We start from the raw sequence: 19,363 nt of genomic DNA on the forward strand, positions 1-19,363 counted from the left end.
ACCAAAAATTACAAGTAATACCCACCGACTGTATTATAATTAGATCATCCAGGCAGGAGGTGGGTGTATTTGTTGTCCAAAACCGATGTGTACACTTTCCGCAGGGAGATGCGCAGCGGTGCTGCCGCCGGGCGAAAAGATCGCCTGCTCGGGCTGGGCGGGATGGATGGCCGGAGATGGCTTTTGATGGCGGCCGTAGCTTTTTTGCTGGGCCGGGCGGCCGTACTGGGCGAACTGATGCCCTTTGCTGCCGCCTTCACCGTGGTGGCGGCGGCCGATGGCCTGTGGCGCACCTGGCCCTGGGCGGCTTTGGCCGCTCTGGGCATGGTTACAGTGCTGCCGCCAGGCCTGTTCTGGCCCAATCTGGCTGTGCAGGGCGGTCTTTTCATGCTGGGCGTGTTTCTGCCGCCTGCGGCCAGGCAGCAAAAATACTTCCTGCCCCTGGGCAGCGCTGCGCTGCTGCTGGTGATCAAAGCGGCCTTTCTGGCGGTGAGCGGCGGCAGCACCTTCGCCTATTACGGGGCGCTTTTTGAAGCCATCCTGCTGGGGCTATTGGTGCCCGTGGTGCGCCTGTTCTATCAGACAGTGCGGGAATTCAGCGGTGTGCGCGCTCTGAGCTTTGAGGAAAGCGTCAGCCTGTTTGTGTTGCTGGCCGGGGTAATTGCCGGCAGCAGCGAGGTGCATTACGGACCGGTCAGCTTGAAGGGGTTTTTGTCCCGCCTGGTGGTGTTGCTGGCGGCCGGCCTGGGCGGCGGCGGGGCCGGGGCGGCGGCGGGGGCGCTGGTGGGCATTGTGCCCGGGGCACTGTTGAGCGCGGTTCCATACATGGTGGGCACATACGCTTTTGCCGGTCTGCTGGGCGGACTGGGCCGTCCGGCCGGACGTTTTGGGGTGATCACCGGTTTTCTGCTGGGTAATGTTATTCTTACGGTATTTGTCAATGATCTGGGAGGGCTGGTCACCTACCTGACCGAGTCCCTCCTGGCCGCGCTGCTGTTTTTGATCCTGCCCTGGCCCAAATGGCAGGCGGTGCTGGACGGTCTGAAAACCGGCCCTGCGGGGGTGGCCGGGGATTATGAAAATCGCCTGCGCAGTGAGATTAAGCAGTGTCTGCAGAATTTCCAGCTGATCATCCAGGAACTGGCCCGGGTGATGACGGGCGGCCGCCGGGAAAGCCGGCCGGCCGAGCAGGAACGTTATTCCGGGCTGGTGCAGGAAGTGGGGCAGCGGGTTTGCCGGCACTGCGGCATGTACCGCAACTGTTGGGAGAGGGATTTTTTTCGCACCAGCCAGCTGATTAACCAAGCGCTGGTACACCTGGAGCGCAGCGGCTCCCTATCCCCCGACGACCTGCCCGCGCCCCTGCAGTCCCGCTGCCGGCGGCTGAATGAAATGGCTCTGGCCATGGCCTGCCTTTATGAAACCTACCGGTTGAACAGCTACTGGGAAAGCCGGCTGGCCGAGGGGCAGGAGGTGCTTTTGCAGCAGCTTAAAGGGGCGGCCCAGATGGTGGCCGCCCTGGCCGAGGACATGAGCTGGCTGGGTGGGGAGGAACTGCCGCCCCGCACACTGAAAAACCGCCTGAAGCAGCTGGGCTTTCCCGTCTATGAGCTGAAAATATGTGAAAGTGGCCCTTCCCGCAAAGAGATCGTGCTCACCCGTCGCCGCTGCGCCGATGGCGCCGACTGCCGCTATCGCCTGGCGCCAGTGCTTTCGGAAATACTGAGCGGCCATTTTACCACGGCGAGCTGCAGTGCCGGCGGAAAAGCCGAGCCCGCCTGCCGGGTGCGCTTTTACCAGGATGTGGCACTTGTGCTGGAAACCGGTGTGGCGGCGGCTTGCCGGGTGGGTGAGCAGGTCTCGGGCGACAGTTATGATTTTGTGCAGCTGCCCGAGGGCTGTTTTGCCGCCTTGCTCAGTGACGGCACCGGGAGCGGGGAGGCGGCGGCCCGCCAGAGCCGGGGACTGGTCAGCCTGATGGTGCACATGCTGCAGGCCGGTCTGCCCCTGGACACAGCGCTGAAAACGGTCAACGGCTTGATGTTGATGGGCCAGCAGGATTGCTTTGCCACCCTGGACATCATGCTGATGGATCTGTATCAGGGGGCGGCCCGCTTTTACAAGCTGGCGGCGCCGCCCGCCCTGCTGGTGCGCGGCCGCCGGGTGCTGACCATCGGTTTGCCTGGTGCGCCGCCCGGCGTGGTGGGCAACCTGGAGGTAGTGGGGCAGCACAAGCAGCTGCAGGAAGGAGACCTGGTGGTCATGGCGACCGACGGGGTCTGGGAAAGCGGGGGCGGTATGGCCTGGCTGGAAGAAACCCTGCCCGAAATTGCCCATTTAAAACCCCAGGAGGTGGCCGAACTGCTGCTCAATCTGGTCCGTGGCCGGCGCAGCGGCACGGGGCATGATGAGCATGACGATGACATGACTGTGCTGGCACTGCGGGTGAGCGCCAGATGAGTCCGGGCTCCGCCGGCAACGGCGGGGCCCATTGTATGGTTTTTTTTATGGAAAAAAGCCAGTCAGGCAGGAAAAACATGTATCATTGTGGAATTTTTGAAGAAAAAATGGCAGGGAGTGTGAAAGTTTTGGACTTACTGCCGCAGTTTGCATCTGCGGTGGAGGAAGAAAACCTGGTAAATAAAGGGGACCGGGTACTGGTGGCGGTATCGGGCGGGCCGGATTCGGTGGCGCTTTTACATCTATTCTGCCGCCTGGCGCCGGCCTGGCAGCTTTCCGTACACTGTGCCCATATCAACCACCTGCTGCGGCCGGAAGCCGGGGAGGAAGCCGGGCTGGTGGCCGATCTGGCCCACCGGCTGGGGGTGCCGGTCCACCTGGCCCGGCGGGATGTGGCGGCTTACCGTGAGCAGCACGGCTTGAATCTGCAGGCGGCCGCCCGGGCGGTGCGTTACAGTTTCCTGGAGCAGACGGCGGCCAGCGTGCGGGCCGGGCGGATCGCTCTAGCCCACCATGCCGACGACCAGGCCGAGACGCTTCTTTTGCACCTGCTCTGGGGTGCGGGGAGCAGGGGCCTGGCGGCCATGCTGCCGGTCAGGCAGGATTTGTACATACGGCCCCTGCTGGGCCTGCGCAAGCAGCAGCTGGTGGATTATTGCCGTTTTTTTGAGCTGCCCTATGCGCTGGATCGCTCCAATCTGAAAACCGCCTACCGGCGCAATAAAATTCGCCTGGAGCTCATACCGCTGCTGCAAAAGCAGTATAATAGCAGTATTGTGGAAGTGCTGGCCCGCACGGCGGCCATTTTGGCGGCCGAAGACCAGTATCTGCAGGAGGCGGCGCAGGAGGCTTTGCAAAAGGTCAGCCGGCAGCAGCCGGCAGGAGCGGGCCGCCTGTGTCTGGAACTGGCCGGTTTTGCCGGACTACCAATCGCACTGCAGCGGCGGGTGCTGCGGCTGGCCTGGCGGCAGCTGGTATCCGGGCGGGAGCTGACTTTCGCCATGGTGGAAAAAGCCCGGCGGATGGCCCTGGCTGCTGCACCCGCCGGGCGGCTGGACTGGCCGGCCGGCGTGGTGCTGATTAAAAGGTACGGGCGCCTGGAAATATTTAAAGAAAGAGAGCAAGTGCCGGGCACCGCTATATCCCACGCCCAGGCCGGGAGCGAGGCCGGAGCCGGGCAGTGGTCAGAGCGGGAAAGCGGGCTTAAGGAGCCGCCTGGCGGGGCCTACCCCTTGCCCGTGCCGGGAGAGGCTGTATTGCCGGGCCAACAGGGCCGGATTGTGGCCAGCCTGCTTCCCGCCCGGGAAATTGCCGATCCAGCCGCCATCAGCGGTGACCAGGCCGTGCTGGATGCCGGCTCGATCCAGGGTGATCTGATGGTGCGCTGGCGCCGCCCGGGGGATTGGTTTGCGCCCCTGGGGCTGGAGGGCAGCATGAAGCTGAAAAAGTTTTTTATCGACCGGCGGGTGCCGCGCGAGGAGCGGGACCACATCCCGCTGGTGGTGGATGAAGCGGGCATTGTCTGGGTGGCCGGATTCGTCCCGGCGCATCGTTGCCGGGTTACCGAGCAGAGCAAAATGATTGTCCATTTGTCTTACCGGAAATAGCATTTTTTTTGTGCGCACAGGGGGAGTGGCATTATTGAACCGGGTCTTGCGGAACCTGAGCATTTACCTGTTAATCGTGCTGGTGATTGTGGCCCTGATGAAGTACGCCGCGCCGGAGACCACCACGGTGGAGCAGATTCGTTACGACCAGTTTCTGGAATTAATTAACCGCGGTGAAGTGGCCAGTGTGAGCATTCAGGCCGATGATGGCGTAAACCTGATTAGCGGCGAAACCAGAACCGGTAGCAAGTTTGAACTCACCGCACCGCAGAATGATCAGTTGCTGAACACCTTGCTCCAGGAGAAAAACATCCCGCGGCGGTATATCAAGCCGCCCCAGCCGGCCTGGTGGACCGGACTTTTGACCAGCCTGCTGCCCATATTGATTTTCGTTTTTCTGTTCTTCTTCCTCATGCAGCAGACCCAGGGCGGCGGCAACCGGGTGATGTCCTTCGGCAAGAGCCGCGCTCGCATGATCACCGATGACAAGCGGCGGGTGACCTTTGCCGATGTGGCCGGGGCCGATGAAGTGAAGGAAGAGCTGCAGGAAATTGTGGAGTTCTTGAAAAACCCCCACAAGTACAACGAGCTGGGGGCGCGCATCCCCAAGGGTGTTCTGCTCTTTGGCCCGCCCGGTACGGGCAAGACGCTGCTGGCCCGGGCGGTGGCCGGTGAGGCCGGGGTGCCCTTCTTTACCATCAGCGGTTCCGACTTTGTGGAGATGTTTGTGGGTGTGGGGGCCTCGCGGGTGCGCGACCTGTTCGACCAGGCCAAGAAAAACGCTCCCTGCATCGTGTTCATCGACGAGATTGATGCGGTGGGCCGGCAGCGGGGGGCCGGGCTGGGCGGCGGTCATGACGAGCGCGAGCAGACCCTCAACCAGCTGCTGGTAGAGATGGACGGTTTCGCCCCCAATGAAGGGATTATCATCATTGCCGCCACCAACCGGCCGGACATTCTGGACCCGGCGCTGCTGCGTCCGGGACGTTTCGACCGGCAGATTGTGGTGGATGTGCCCGACTTGAACGGGCGCAAGGATATTTTAAAAGTGCATGTGCGGGGCAAGCCGCTGGCCCCCGATGTGGACCTGGATGTGCTGGCGCGGCGCACCCCCGGTTTTACCGGGGCCGATCTGGCCAACCTGGTCAACGAGGCGGCCCTGCTGGCGGCCCGTTTCAATAAAAGGCAAATTGGCATGGATGAACTGGAAAACTCCATTGAACGGGTGATTGCCGGTCCCGAGAAAAAGTCCAAAGTGATCAGCGAAAAAGAAAAGCGGCTGGTTTCCTACCACGAGGCCGGTCACGCCCTGGTGGGCTATGTGCTGCCCAACACCGACCCGGTGCACAAAGTGAGCATCATTCCCCGCGGCCGGGCCGGTGGTTACACCCTGCTTCTGCCCAAGGAGGACCGCTACTATATGACCCGCTCCATGCTGCTGGACCAGGTGACCATGCTGCTGGGCGGCCGGGTGGCCGAAGCCGTGGTGCTCAAGGAGATCAGTACTGGAGCGCAGAACGACCTGGAACGGGCTACCGAAATTGTGCGGCGCATGGTCATGGAGTACGGCATGAGCGACGAGCTGGGGCCTCTCACGCTGGGGCGCAAGCAGGAGGCGGTCTTCCTGGGGCGTGACCTGGCCCGCGACCGCAACTACGGCGAGGAAGTGGCCTCGGCCATCGACCGGGAAGTGCGGCGCATTATCGACCAGAACTACAACCGGGCCCGGGAAATACTGGAGCGCTACATGGATGTGCTGCACCAGATTGCTGGCGCCCTGATGGAGAAAGAGACCCTGGAGGCCGAGGAATTTGCCGCCATCATGCGGGAAAACGGCATCGAACCGCACAAGGTGCAGTAAGCAGGTTTCTTTAGCTGTAGAGCCGGTCTTGCCGGTATGGCGGACAGGTTTGCGGAAAAAATATCACAGAAATCTTCCCTAAAGTTGAGAGGAGAGGCAAGCGGCAATGGAAAGAACCTATGTAATGATCAAGCCCGACGGGGTGCAGCGCGGGCTGGTGGGGGAAATTCTGGCTGCCTTTGAAAAAAAGGGCCTGAAGATGGTGGGGCTGAAAATGCTGCGCATTACTCCCGAACTGGCCGAGCGCCACTACGGTGAGCACAAGGGCAAACCCTTTTACGCCCCCCTGGTGGAGTACATCACCTCGGGGCCGGTGGTGGCCATGGTGCTGGAAGGCAAGGATGCCGTGCGCACCGTGCGGGAAATGATGGGGGCCACCGATCCCCTCAAGGCGGCGCCGGGCACCATCCGGGCCACTTACGGTATGGACATCGGCCGCAATGTCATCCACGGCTCGGACTCGCCCGCCAGTGCGGAGCGGGAGATTGGCATCTTTTTCCGTCCGGAGGAGCTGGTGGAATACAGCCGGACACTGGAATGCTGGATATATGAGTAGGCCAGAGAGCACCCTCTTTAGGGGGTGCCTTTGGCTTTTTCGGGAACTTGCAGCTCTTGCTGCAGTCACGGCCGGAGGTGGTTTTGGGGGGCTGGCAGCCGACCTGTTACTGTAAACATGTAAAGTGATAATTAATAAACATAATTTATAATAAAAATATTAAACCAAACAAAAATATTATCATTAGCAGGAATTCTCTGATGATTGCCGAAGTTAATTTAATATTTAGAAAGGGTGGTCAATTATGGCTGACCTTCAGCCGGGTATCAAGGGAAGCGCCAGTACATCCTGCACCGACCAGAATACCGCCATTGCCTACGGCAGCGGCAGCATCCGGGTTTTCGCCACCCCGGCCATGATCGGACTGATGGAGGAGGCGGCTCTCCAGTCGGTGCAGCCCTACCTGCCGCCCGGCCAGACCACGGTGGGAATAAAAGTGGATGTACAGCACCTGGCGGCCACACCGCCGGGTATGCAGGTCACCGCCACCTCGGAACTGGTGGAGGTGGACGGCCGGCGCCTGGTCTTCCGGGTGGAGGCGCGGGACGAGAAGGACCTGGTGGGCCAGGGGATCCATGAACGTTTCATCGTGCAGGTGGACAAGTTTTTAAGCCGGGCGGCGGCCAAACTGGGTTAGGCCGCGGCCGGGCCGGAATAATCCATATCACCATTTCTGGAAGGGAGAGGGAAAAGAGTATGCCCTACGATGCAACCAAGCTCAAGGACTATGAGATTGCCGAACTGGCGGAGAAGAACATGCCCACCCCCATGCAGTGGGCGGAGAAGCTGGGCCTGGACAAGGATGAGATCATCCCCTACGGCCGCATCTGCAAGCTGGATTTCATGAAGATCATCAAGCGGCTGGAAGGCCGTCCGGACGGCAAGTACATCAACGTTACCGCCATCACCCCCACTCCGCTGGGCGAAGGCAAAACCACCACCACCATGGGCCTGACCGAAGGTCTGGGCAAGCGGGGCATGAATGTGGGCGCAGCCATTCGCCAGCCATCCGGCGGCCCCACCTTCAACATCAAGGGCACCGCGGCCGGGGGCGGCAACGCGCTGGCCATCCCCATGACCGAGTTCTCTCTGGGCCTGACCGGCGACCTGAACGACATCGTCAACGCCCACAACCTGTGCATGGTGGCCCTGACCGCCCGCATGCAGCATGAGCGCAACTATGACGATGCCGAGCTGGCCAAGCGCAACCTGCGCCGCCTGGACATCGACCCCACCAACGTGCAGATGGGCTGGGTCATCGACTTCTGCGCTCAGGCCCTGCGCAACATCATCATTGGTATCGGCGGCAAGATGGACGGCTACATGATGCAGTCCAAGTTCGGCATTGCCGTGAGTTCCGAGCTGATGGCCATCCTGGCTGTGGCTACCGACCTCAAGGATCTGCGCCAGCGCATCGGCAAGATCATCGTGGCCTACGACAAAAAGGGCCGCCCGGTGACCGCCGAGGACCTGGAAGTGGCCGGCGCCATGACTGCCTTCATGCGCAACGCCATCAACCCCACCCTGATCAGCACGGCCGAATACCAGCCCGTCCTGGTGCACGCCGGTCCCTTCGCCAACATCGCCATCGGGCAGTCCTCCATCATCGCCGACCGCATTGGTCTGAAGATGTTCGACTACCACATCACCGAGAGCGGCTTTGCTGCCGACATCGGCTTTGAAAAGTTCTGGAACGTCAAGTGCCGCATGAGCGGGCTTACTCCCAACGTGTCCGTGGTCACCACCACCATCCGCGCCCTCAAGATGCACGGCGGTGGTCCCAAAGTAGTGCCGGGCCGTCCCCTGCCCGAAGAATACACCAAGGAAAACCTGGAGCTGCTGGAAAAGGGTATTCCCAACCTGCTGCACCACATCGGCATTGTGCGTAAAGCGGGCATCAACCCCGTGGTGTGCATCAACGCTTTCCACACCGACACCAAGGAAGAGATTGCCATGGTGCGCCGCTATGCCGAGCAGGCCGGCGCCCGCTGCGCCCTGTCCGAGCACTGGCTCAAGGGCGGCGAAGGTGCCTTGGAGCTGGCCGACGCGGTCATCGACGCCTGCAACGAAAAAGTGGACTTCAAGTTCCTCTATCCGCTGGAAATGCCGCTGCGCCAGCGCGTGGAAACCATCGCCCGCGAAGTCTACGGCGCCGACGGCGTGACCTGGACGCCGGAAGCCGAAGCCAAGGCCAAGATGTTCGAGGAAAATCCCGAATACAGAGACTTTGCCACTATGATGGTCAAGACCCACCTCTCCTTAAGTGCCGACCCCAACCTGAAGGGCGTGCCCAAGGGCTGGGTGCTGCCGGTGCGCGACGTGCTCATCTTTGCCGGCGCCAAGTTCCTCTGCCCCATGACCGGTACCATCAGCCTGATGCCCGGCACCAGCTCCGACCCGGCCTTCCGCCGTATCGACGTGGATGTGGAGACCGGCGCGGTGAAGGGTCTGTTCTAAAGACTGGCGTTAATAACCTGATCACCCCCTGGATACAGAAAAAAGCCCCCGGATTTTTGGCCGGGGGCTTTTATATGACCGGGTAGCGCCAAAGGGGTCATTTTGTCTGCTCAGGGCAGGATATAGGCAGTGAAATGTATGAAAAATGTGCGGGCGAGTGGGCGGGAACAATGGTGCATAAAGACGCTGTAAAGCCTAATAATTTATGTGTATGATTGTTTACATTGATGAACAGGCCGTAATGGTCTTATTGGGGCATTGAATGGACAAAAATATTATCCGGACGCAAGTAAAATTATTGACACGCGAAGGGCGGGCATCTATAATGTAGGTGTTTATGTGCATAGATAAAAACATAAGCAAAACAAATTTTTAGCTGAAACTTATAGCAGGAGGAGAAAAGCTCATGTCCAGACCGCCCAAGTGCCGCCGCGTGGAATACATTCCAGAACTGACCTTCTTTAAGCCGGCCGGGGTGCCCTTAAGCGCCCTTTCCGAGGTTACTGTGACCATTGAGGAAGTAGAGGCCATTCGCTTAAAAGACCTGCTGGGCCTGGAGCAGGAAGAATGCGCCGAAAAAATGGGCGTTTCCCGCCCCACCTACCACCGCATTCTCATTGCCGCCCGCAGCAAAATTGCCGATGCTTTGGTCAACGGCAAAGCCATCCGCATGGAAGGCGGCCACTTCCAGCTGGTGATGAAGCGCTTCAAATGCAGCCGCTGCCACCACGAGTGGGAAATTCCTTGCGGTCAGGGCCAGCGTTTTTCCGAAATGAAATGCCCCCAGTGTGCCGAGCGGGACATCTACCGCATCAACCTGGACGGTACGCCCTTCAACTGCCACCGCTGGCAGGACGGGCGGGAGAAGGAGTTGGAGTGAAATATTATTATAATTCTGTTCAAATACCCTCTGGACAGCCCGGCAAATAGGTGGTATGATGCTGGCAAGGGACGCTGGCCGGTGTGAGGCCGGTAGAGCGACTCTGGTTGTTTGGACAATTATATAGCTACCGCGCAGGTGCCCCGGCTTTGCCGGGGTGAAAAGGGAACCGGGTGCAAATCCCGGACGGTCCGGCCACTGTAAGTGGGGAGCCCTTTTAGCGCAGTCCACCGTCCCCAAGGGGCGGCAGTCACTGGGCGATGAGCCCGGCCAGTAATGGCGGGGTGCCCGGGAAGGCTGGAGCTAAAAGCGGTGTGGATCCACAAGTCAGGAGACCTGCCTGGGCGGAATGCAGTATCGCCTTCCGAGGAAAGGCCGGTGCTGGGCTGCTCGTTTACCTGGTTACTTACCGGGTAGCTTTCTAGGTGCAGACAAAGCCCCGCTTTCCTTTACGGGAAAGCGGGGCTTTAATTTTTAACCCCATCCTTATCATTCATCTCCTACCCTTATATTTCTCCTCTTGTTCACCGGCGGGACAGCCGTTCCGCCGGGACCATTCTTTTTTCCACTCCCCGGCCGGCGGGGTAAGCCGGTGGGTAAAAATAGATGAGTAATTTTGTGGGAGGTATGTGCAATGGGGCAGCTGGCGGGATTTAAGGGAGTGTTTAACCGCGCGGCCTGTAGCAGAGCAAGAGGGTGTACGGGGGCGGTATGGCCGGTTTTTCTGGCCCTGCTGCTGGTTCTGGCGGGTCTTTTCTCCCCGTCCAGGGCACCGGCCGCCCAGATTGGCGATCAGCAGCTCAAGAGCAAGGCGGTGGAGTTTATTCAGGGGCGTTTTGCCGCCGGTGAGGATCTGGACGGCTACACCGCCCATATTTTGCTGTTGGCCGGTGAGGAGCTGGGCGGCAGCAAATGGACGGCGGCGGCCAAACGCACGGCCGGTGACGCCAGTTTGCAAAACCGGCTGGTGGTGCTGGCCGGACTACTGGGCGACCGGGTTTCGCCGGTCAGTTATATCATGGGCACCCAGAACCCGGACGGCAGTTTCGGTCCCTACGCCAACCTTTATGGCACCAAAGCGGCCCTGCAGGCCCTGGCGGAAGCCCGAAAGAAAAACTGGCTGCCAGATGGGGAAAGCGGTGTGCTGGAGGGGGCTATCACCCGGGCGGTGGGCTACCTGCACAGTGAGTATCAGAAAAACAGCGGGCAGTACGCTGCCGCCGGGCAGTTTGACTATCGCTGTGTGCAGGCGCTGGCAGTAGCCGGAGAGGATCTTAAGGCGGACAAATGGCGGGCAAGCGCCGGCAGTTTGTACGACCAGGTGCTGAGCACGGCTGAGCAGGCTTATGGCAGCAGCGATAGCCTGGGAGCGGGGGAACTGGCCAAACACCTGCTGGCGGTGGTGGCGGTGGAGCCGCAGCATGATTTGGTCAACCAGTTGGCCGGGGCCATTCTGACTAAACAGCAAACGGTAAACGGGCAGGTTTATTTTGGTGACAGCATCTATGAAGATGTGCTGGTGCTGACCGCACTGGGCCAGGCCGGTAAACTATCCGGGCTGGATCAGCAGGCCGCCCTGGCCTATCTGAACCGCTACAAACACACCCATCAGAACTCCTGGGGGCAGGCAGCCGGGGTAGCCTGGGGCAGCTATGAGCCCGAGGAGGCCGATTTGACCGGCCAGGTGCTGACCGCCTTGAGCTACTTTTCCACCGCCGGCACGGCGGGCAGTGAGGTAGCCCGAGATATTGAGGCTGGTTTTATCTATCTGAAGGACATCCAGGATCGTGATACCGGGGCCATCCGGGTGCAGTATGACAGCACCTTTGCCAGCGCCGAGGTGTTGCTGGCCGCCCTGGCCAATAACCGCCCGGCGACCGAGCTGACAGTGAAATCGCGCAGCAAGACCCTGGCCGGGTGCCTGCAGGCGTTAAACCACTGGCCGGAGCAGAATGAGCTGAAAGAGCGGCTGGCCAGCCTGCTGGCCGGGCGGCAGATTAAGGAGGGTGCCGGGGCCGGTTCTTTTGAAAACAGCGTCTACAGCGACTTCTGGGTGCTGCTGGCCCTGGGCGAGACCGGACAGCTGGGCCAGATTGACCAGAGCGCCGCCCGCGCTTATGTCTTGAGCAAACAGGCGGCGGACGGCTCCTGGGGGGAAACCTTTGATCAATACTACCCCGACTTTCTTTCCACCGCCCAGGCCCTGCGGGTCCTGAAATATCTGCCCGGCTACCAGGAGGCGGCGGTGCAGCAGGCGGTACAAAAGGGACTGGCTTACTTGAAAGGCCTGCAGCAGGCCGATGGCGGCGTATATGCCACCCCTTTTGACGACCCGGCGGTGGACAACGCCGAGCTGCTGCTCACTTTAAAACACTTGGGTCAAGATGCCGCCCGCTGGAAGAACAGCGCCGGTAAAACCCCGCTGGATTACCTGCGGCAAAACAGCTATAACGCGGCCGACGGTACCTTCGGGGCTGCCCGTAACACCATGGATGCCACCTGGGTGCTGACCGCTGTGCTGGCTTGGCCGGACAGTGCGGGCAGCAGCGAAAGTGGCGGGGGTGGTAGCGGCGGCAGTGGCGGCGGGACGGTTACTGCTGCCGTCAAGGTGTACATTGCGGTGCAGGGCCGGGATGGAGAACTGCTTTTCCGCCCCGGGCTGGTGGAGGTGGAAGCCGGCGGCCGCTGGGGGCTGACCGCCCTGGGAGCGCTGGAAGCCACCGGCCTGAGCTTCACCCATCGCGATGGCTTTGTGACGGCCATTGCCGGGCAGGCCAACAGCGGTATGCAGGGCTGGATGTACAGTGTGAACGGCCAGGTGCCCATGGTGCTGGCCAGCCAGAAGGCGGTGCAGGCCAGGGATAAAGTGATTTGGTGGTACAGCAAGGATATGAACAATCCTGTGCCCACCTGGAATGAGCTGGAAAAACAAAACAATACCGGGAGCAGCGGCGGGGTCAGTAATGCAGCCAGTGCAGCCGTCAGCCCGAGCGGGTTAAAACTGCCGGCTGGAGAAAAGGCCCTCCAGGAACTGGGCAGTTTGACCGGCGGCGCGGCTTCCCTGGAGCAGGCGGGGCAGGCGGTGCGCCTGCTGGCCGCAGCGATAAGGCCGGCTTATCAAGATTTGCGGCGGCTGCAGAAGGAACTGGCCGGCCATCAGGCCGCCCTGGAGAAGGATCTGAAAAAGGGTGAAAATGCTCTCCTGAAGGATCAGGCCGGTGAGGCCGCCCTGCTGGTGCCCGAAGGGGCGCTGGCGGCAGCTGGCCGGGTGACCCTGCGCGAGGTGAGCAGCGGCCTGCCGGCAGAGGCCAAAAGCGCCCTGCCCTCCGGCTGGCGGGTGGTTTCTACCTGCTACAAGCTGGAACTGCCGGCGCTGACAACCGGAAAATCCCTGCAATTGATGCTGAAGTCCGCCTGGCCGGCATATTTAAAAGGAGAGAATCTGCAACCGGCCCTGTGGACGGCCGGACAAAAGTGGCTGACCCTGCCCGCCGTGCTGGACGAGGCCGGCCGGCAGGTACTGGCCCGGGTGGAACAGGGTGGCTACCTGGTACTCTTATACCGGAGCAAGCAGGTGTCCTTCTTGGATCTGCAGGACGAGCAGTGGCAGTGGGCCCGGCCGGCGGTGCAGGAACTGGCCGCCTGGGAAGTAGTCAACGGGGTGGGGCAGGACAGGTTTGCCCCGCAGCGGTCGCTCAGCCGGGCCGAGCTGGCCGCCCTGCTCAGCCGGATGCTGGGGTTATCCTGGGAGAACGGCAACGCAGCACAGTTTAGCGATGTGCAGGCCAGCGACTGGTATGCTCCGGCCGTGACCGCCGTGCGCCGGGCTGGCTTGATGCAAGGCGATGCCGGGGGGGTATTTGCGCCGCAGCGTCCCATTAGTCGGCAGGAGTTTCTGGTGGTGCTGGCCCGGGCCTGGGAACTGGCCGCCGGCGAACAAGCCCTTTCCTTTGCCGATGCTGCCGGGGTGGCCGACTGGGCCCGGGAGGGTGTGCAGGCGGCAGTGCGGGCCGGTTTGGTGCGGGGTGATGCCCAGGGAAGGCTTAATCCTGCGGCACCCCTGACCAGAGCCGAATGCGCGGTGATCCTGCAGCGGGCTTTGCAGCTGGAAATGACGCCCTAGAGGTGCAGTGCACACCAATGATGATGGGCCGGCCGGGAGGTTGGGAAAGCTTCCGGCCGGCTTTTGAGGAGTGTATACCGTGAACCGGCGAAGTAATGCGTTGATTTATTTGGTACCGCTGTTGTTCATATTGGTCGCCCTGCTGGGACCCCTTTTCTACAATTACTGGCAGGATACTGACAGGGGAACTGCTTTGGCCGGGCCGGAGGCGGCACAGCAAATACCGGAGACAGGGGCAGGAACCGGGAGCAATGGTCAGCCCGTCAATACCGCTTCCCGGGTGGATGCCGGGCCCGGTGCCGGCAGCGCGGGGGGTGTTGGCGGTACTGCTGCCGATGGCGGTAGCGGGCTGACGGTGCAGGATAAGGGGGAAGGTAAACCGGGCAGTACCGGAGCCTACCCCGCGCCGGGGGCGGCGGGCCAGGGTTCCGGAGCGGAGCGGAATGGGGTTGCTGGCAGCGTTGCTGGCGGAGCAACTGCCGGGTCGACGACAGCCAGGCCGCCCGCTTCTCCCGGCGGGGCGGATGAGCTTGGCCGGGAGAAGAGCGGGTATGACCGCGGTATGGTGGGGCTGGCGGTAGTTGGCCGCCAGGGTGAGCTGCTGTTCGGCCCGGCGCTGCTGCCCCTGCCGGCCGCCGGCCGGACACCACCCACTGCCCTGGATGTGCTGGACCTGGCCGGTCTGGGCTACCAGCTTTCATCCCGCTTTCCCGGCTTTGTAACCGCCATTGCCGGGCAGGAAAACAAAGGCCAGGCGGGCTGGATGTACAAGGTGAATCAGGAAATCCCCGCCGTGACCGCCGACCGCAAAACCCTGCAGCCCGGAGACAAAGTGATCTGGTGGTACAGTAACAAAATGGGTGATCCGGTGCCCGTCTGGGAGGAATTGAAAAGGTAAGTCATGTGGCACAAACTTTTTTACCGGGAGCGGGGCAGCTGGCTGCAGAGCTGGCATCCGCTGGCGGCCCTGGTTTACCTGGGTGCCCTGCTGGTGTTGGCTTTGAGTACGGACCATCCTTTATATCTGCTGGCGGCCCTGGGTTTGGTGGTGGCCGGTATTACCGCCCTGGGGGCCTGGGAAGCGGGGGAGTACTTTTTACGCCCCGGCCTCTACATGGCGGCGCTGGCCGCCCTGCTCAACCCACTGCTCATTCGGGCGGGGCATACCGTGCTTGGGCACCTGCCCCTGCCCGGCGGGCCGCCGGTGACCATGGAAGCGCTCTGTTATGGCGCGGCCAGCGGGGTGCGCTTGCTGGCCGTTTTGGGAGTATTTGTCATCTTCAACCAGCTCATTCACCCCGATCGCCTGCTGGGCCTGCTGGCCCGTCCGGCCCGGCGCCTTGCTCTGCTGCTGGCATTGAGCACCCGGCTGGTGCCCCGCCTGGCCCTGAACTTGCATAACATTGTAGAAGTGCAGACTTTGCGCGGGGTGGATTTTGGCCGGGGCGGCCTGAAGGAGCGGGCGGGCAAATATTTAACCGTGTTTAACATTCTGCTGCTTACGGCGCTGGAGGACGCTTTCCAGACTGCCGAGGCCATGCAGGCCCGGGCGCTGGGCAGCGGCCCGGCCAGCCGCTACAGCCGGGAAAAATGGCGCCGGCGGGATACCCTGGTGGCCGGCAGCAGTGTGCTGGCGGTGGGGCTGACGGCCTGGTCGATCATGGGCGGCGCGGCTGCTTTTATCTATTATCCACGACTTTCACCTCTGCTGGCCGGCAAACAAACCGGGGCAATTTTGCTGGCCCTGTTCCTGCTGCTGGGCTGGCCGGCCCCGGCCGGATGGGGGGAAAAATATTGGCGCTACTGGAAATCAAAGAGCTGACCTACTATTACCCGGCTGCCGAGCGTCCGGCCCTGCAGGGGATAAATCTGCGTATTCATCCGGGCGAGTTTGTGCTTTTACTGGGCGGTTCGGGCAGCGGCAAGTCCACCCTGGCCCGGGCCCTGGCCGGTCTGGTGCCCGAGTTTTACGGTGGGCGGATGGGGGGCGAGGTGTTTTTCCAGGGCTGCCCCTTAAGCCGGATGGATCAAAGGCAGCTGGCCCGCCGGGTGGGTATGGTCTTTCAGGAGCCGGAAAACCAGCTGGTCATGCTGGGTGCCGAGGCCGAAGTGGCCTTTGGCCTGGAAAATCTGGGGATGGCCGCTGACCAGATGCGCCAGCGGGTGGCTGAAGTGCTGGGTTTTCTGGACCTGCAGGAGGCGGCCCGGCGCTATTCGGTCACCCTGTCGGGTGGCGAAAAGCAAAAGCTGGCTATAGGGGCGGTATTGGCTATGCAGCCCTGGGTGCTGATTCTGGATGAGCCCACATCCCAGCTTGATCCCGGGGCGGCCGAGGAAATATTGGAGCTGCTCCGGCGCCTGCACGAGGATTTTGGCCTGACCATTGTGCTGGTGGAGCAACGCCTGGAGCGCTGCTATCATCTGGCCGATCGGGTAGTGCTGCTGGAGGCGGGGCGGCTGGCTTTCCAGGGCTCACCAGCTGCGGCAGCCGCCTGGCAGGTGGAGCGGGGCTGGCCCTTTGTGCCCTCCCTGGCCTCCCTGTTTGCCCGGGCCGGTGTGGCAAAGCCGCCCCTTACCGTAGGGGAGGCCCGGCGCCTCTGGGAGCAAATGGGCGAAAAACAGCGGCAGGCCGTGTGGCGGGCGGCGACAGAGGCCGGGTTGCTATTACTCAGCCGTTCGGCAGGCAGCGGGCATAGTGAGGCGCATGGTGCCGCCAGCCGGACGGTAAAGCGGTTTTTTTCCTCCAGCGGGGAGATGAAGGAAAGTGCTGGTGGCGGGGTGGAGGAAAAAAAAGACGCCGGGAGGCGGCACAAAACCGCCCGGCAGCCTTCTCTGGTAGAGGCGCGCGGTGTCTGGTTGGCCTATCCCGCAAAGGGCGATGTGCTGCGCGGAGTAGACCTGCAGCTGGCGCCTGGCGACATCCTGGCCCTGCTCGGTCCCAACGGAGCGGGCAAGACCACCCTGTTAAAGGTGCTCACCGGCCTTTTAAAACCGGCCGCCGGACGGGTGCGGGTGCAGGGGCGGGATTTGTCCGCCATTCCCCGCAGTGCCCTGGGCCGGCTGGTGGGGTATCTATCCCAGCAGCCGGGCGACTACCTTTACCACAACACGCTGGAGGAAGAAATCCTGTTTACCCGGCGCAATCTGGGGCTGCCAACCGAAGGGGAGTACGTTGGGGAATTGCTGGCCGCCCTGCAACTGGCAGAGTATCGCTATTGCCACCCTCGGGATTTGAGCAGCGGCCAGCGCCAGCGGGCCGCCCTGGCCGCCGTGCTGGCCGCCGAACCGCCCCTTGGGCTGCTGGACGAGCCCACCCGGGGGCTGGACGCCCGGCTGAAGCGGGAACTGGGCGAAATGCTGCAAAAACTGGCCGGTGAGGGGCGGGGCATCATCCTGGTCACCCACGATGTGGAGTTTGCGGCCAGCTATGCTCAGCAGGCTGCCCTTTTGTTTGCCGGTGAAATTGTTGCCCGGGGTGAGGCGGCTCCGGTGCTGGAGCGCTCCCTGTTTTATGCGCCTCAGATCAGCCGCTTCTGGGGCCTGGTAAGGCGGAATGAGGAAGCGTCCGGACAGGAAAACATTACCGCAAGTTGGAGCGGCCGCCGGATGTAAAGGTAAATGAGGGCCGGTCCAACCGAGGCAGTTACCGGATAGAGTAGCGGTTGTTCCCAAAGATTTTGGCCCTGGTTCTCGGCCGGTGGGCAATGTTACTGGTTCGGGAGGGATGCTGCTTTCAGGAGGTGGCCGGGTTGAAGAAGAAAACTCCAGGCAATAAAATGGCCGGCTGGCGGGGGCTAATCTGTGGCGGTGCGGGACTGCTCTTAATTGTCTGCAGTATCGTGCCCGGGGCACCACTGTCCGGCCAGCCCTGGGAGCGGTTGCTGGCCGAGGTGATGGTACTGCTCATATTCTATGCTATCTGGGATCTGGAGGGCAGCCACCTTTCCCCCCGGGAGCTGGCCGTGCCTGCCGTGCTGGGTGCTGTGGCCGCGGCCGGGCGGGTGGCGCTAGCGGCCGTGCCCGGCGTGCAGCCGGTGACCTTTCTGGTTATTGCCAGCGGTTATGTGCTGGGGGCGCGGGCGGGCTGGCTGGTGGGGGGCTGTGCCGTGCTGGCCTCCAACTTTTTCCTGGGACACGGCCCCTGGACACCCTACCAGATGGTCAGCTGGGGCCTGGCCGGGGCCAGCGCTGCGCTGCTGGCCCGCCTGCGGCCGGGGGGCGGCCCGTGGCTGCTGGCCGGGTTTTGCTTTGCCTGGGGCTATTTCTACGGCTGGATCATGAATCTGTGGTTCTGGCTCAATTTTGTGGCCGTGCACAACTGGTCGTCTTTCCTGGGTGCCTATGCCGCCAGCTTCGGGCTGGATACCCTGTATGCCCTGGGCAATGCCTTTTTTGCCCTCACCTGCGGGCCGGCTACCCTGGGTATTTTACAGCGGGCCCGGCGGCGGCTCAAGGTGCAGCGGTTGGAGCAAGTGGCGGAACATGCCGGTCCCTGGTGAAGAAGAAGCAGCAATTTTTCATGCGACAAAACCAAAGGCGGGAGATGCCGTGCTGGTTGATTACCCCTGCTGGCTGTTGCCCGGGATGATCCCGGACATATACTGCTTTCTCTTTCAGCAACATACCTTTTTGATTGCCGCCGCCCGGCCGCTTGAGGTGTTGGGTTCGGCTGTGCTGGGCGGAGAAAGGCAGACCGCCCGTTATATTTTTAACCATACGGTGGACAAGGATTATGCCTCACCCCATCCGGAGCGGGACCTGGCCCTCCTGGCGCGCGACATGGGAGTGGGAGAACAGGCCGTGGGCCTGATGACCGCAGTGGATGTCCGGCACACCGTTACGCAGCTGGAAAAGCATGGCGATCTGGTGGTGGCAGTTTTTGCCACGGTGGGTGTGGGCAATCTTTGCTCGGCCGGTGTGGCTGCGCCCTGGCCACCCCGGGCTGGAGACCAGCATGGTTCTCTTTCCAACCGGCAGGCAGCGGGTCCGGTTACGGTAAGTTCGCCAAAGAGATGGGGCCGGGTGAAAAGCTGCGGCCAGGATGGCAGCGGGCGTTATTACTCGCCGGGGACAATCAATCTTATTGTCCTGGTGGACGGCAATTTGAGCCGTCCCGCCATGGTCAATGCAGTAATTACGGCCACCGAAGCCAAGGTGCTGGCGCTGCAGCAGGCCGGCCTGCGCCTGCCCGATGGCCGTCCGGCCACCGGCACCACCACCGACGCGCTGGTCATCGCCTGTACCGGTCGGGGGCCGCTCTTGCCCTATGCCGGGGCGGCCACCACGGTGGGTAGAATGATCGGTCAGGCGGTGCACCGGGCGGTGGAGGAGGGCATAGCCATCTACCAGGAAAAATATTCTTGACCTGTGGGAGCAGCCGTAGGACTGCTGCTGATCAATTTTCTCAAGGCCCGTGCGG

The 19,363-nt window shown here is 61.9% G+C and carries 13 protein-coding genes and 1 riboswitch; all 13 genes read left to right on the top strand.

Annotated features, from left to right (window positions below; genetic code table 11):
• Positions 1-69: 69 nt before the first annotated feature.
• Positions 70-2,460, top strand: a complete 2,391-nt coding sequence (locus ACUVTU_RS08050; protein WP_445889449.1) for a SpoIIE family protein phosphatase — start codon at positions 70-72, stop codon at positions 2,458-2,460.
• 128 nt (positions 2,461-2,588) lie between these two features.
• Positions 2,589-4,067: a tRNA lysidine(34) synthetase TilS gene (gene tilS / locus ACUVTU_RS08055; RefSeq protein ID WP_445889450.1), complete on the top strand. Its 1,479-nt coding sequence runs from the start codon at positions 2,589-2,591 to the stop codon at positions 4,065-4,067.
• A gap of 34 nt (positions 4,068-4,101) precedes the next feature.
• Positions 4,102-5,928, top strand: a complete 1,827-nt coding sequence (gene ftsH / locus ACUVTU_RS08060) for an ATP-dependent zinc metalloprotease FtsH (protein ID WP_445889451.1) — start codon at positions 4,102-4,104, stop codon at positions 5,926-5,928.
• Between the two features lie 106 nt (positions 5,929-6,034).
• On the top strand, positions 6,035-6,484 hold the full coding sequence (ndk, locus tag ACUVTU_RS08065) for a nucleoside-diphosphate kinase (RefSeq protein WP_445889452.1): 450 nt from the start codon (positions 6,035-6,037) through the stop codon (positions 6,482-6,484).
• Positions 6,485-6,728: 244 nt separating this feature from the next.
• On the top strand, positions 6,729-7,121 hold the full coding sequence (locus ACUVTU_RS08070) for a thioesterase family protein (RefSeq protein WP_445889453.1): 393 nt from the start codon (positions 6,729-6,731) through the stop codon (positions 7,119-7,121).
• Between the two features lie 59 nt (positions 7,122-7,180).
• Positions 7,181-8,941 carry a formate--tetrahydrofolate ligase gene (locus ACUVTU_RS08075; RefSeq protein WP_445889454.1) on the top strand — a complete coding sequence of 587 codons (1,761 nt, stop codon included), beginning with the start codon at positions 7,181-7,183 and terminating at the stop codon, positions 8,939-8,941.
• Positions 8,942-9,347: 406 nt separating this feature from the next.
• Positions 9,348-9,821 carry a DUF134 domain-containing protein gene (locus ACUVTU_RS08080; protein WP_445889455.1) on the top strand — a complete coding sequence of 158 codons (474 nt, stop codon included), beginning with the start codon at positions 9,348-9,350 and terminating at the stop codon, positions 9,819-9,821.
• Positions 9,822-9,940: 119 nt separating this feature from the next.
• Positions 9,941-10,179: riboswitch (cobalamin riboswitch) on the top strand.
• A gap of 276 nt (positions 10,180-10,455) precedes the next feature.
• On the top strand, positions 10,456-13,944 hold the full coding sequence (locus ACUVTU_RS08085) for an S-layer homology domain-containing protein (protein ID WP_445889456.1): 3,489 nt from the start codon (positions 10,456-10,458) through the stop codon (positions 13,942-13,944).
• A 79-nt stretch (positions 13,945-14,023) separates the two neighbouring features.
• Positions 14,024-14,842 carry a DUF4430 domain-containing protein gene (locus tag ACUVTU_RS08090; protein ID WP_445889457.1) on the top strand — a complete coding sequence of 273 codons (819 nt, stop codon included), beginning with the start codon at positions 14,024-14,026 and terminating at the stop codon, positions 14,840-14,842.
• Positions 14,843-14,845: 3 nt separating this feature from the next.
• On the top strand, positions 14,846-15,766 hold the full coding sequence (locus ACUVTU_RS08095) for an energy-coupling factor transporter transmembrane component T (RefSeq protein ID WP_445889458.1): 921 nt from the start codon (positions 14,846-14,848) through the stop codon (positions 15,764-15,766).
• Entirely contained in the window at positions 15,739-17,556 is a 1,818-nt protein-coding gene (locus tag ACUVTU_RS08100; RefSeq protein WP_445889459.1) for an ABC transporter ATP-binding protein, read from the top strand. The genes ACUVTU_RS08095 and ACUVTU_RS08100 overlap by 28 nt, the downstream gene beginning before the upstream one ends.
• Before the next feature lie 137 nt (positions 17,557-17,693).
• Positions 17,694-18,443, top strand: a complete 750-nt coding sequence (locus ACUVTU_RS08105) for an ECF transporter S component (protein ID WP_445889460.1) — start codon at positions 17,694-17,696, stop codon at positions 18,441-18,443.
• Between the two features lie 49 nt (positions 18,444-18,492).
• On the top strand, positions 18,493-19,308 hold the full coding sequence (locus tag ACUVTU_RS08110; RefSeq protein ID WP_445889461.1) for an adenosylcobinamide amidohydrolase: 816 nt from the start codon (positions 18,493-18,495) through the stop codon (positions 19,306-19,308).
• Positions 19,309-19,363: the final 55 nt, after the last annotated feature.

This window comes from Desulfurispora sp. (assembly GCF_052744395.1).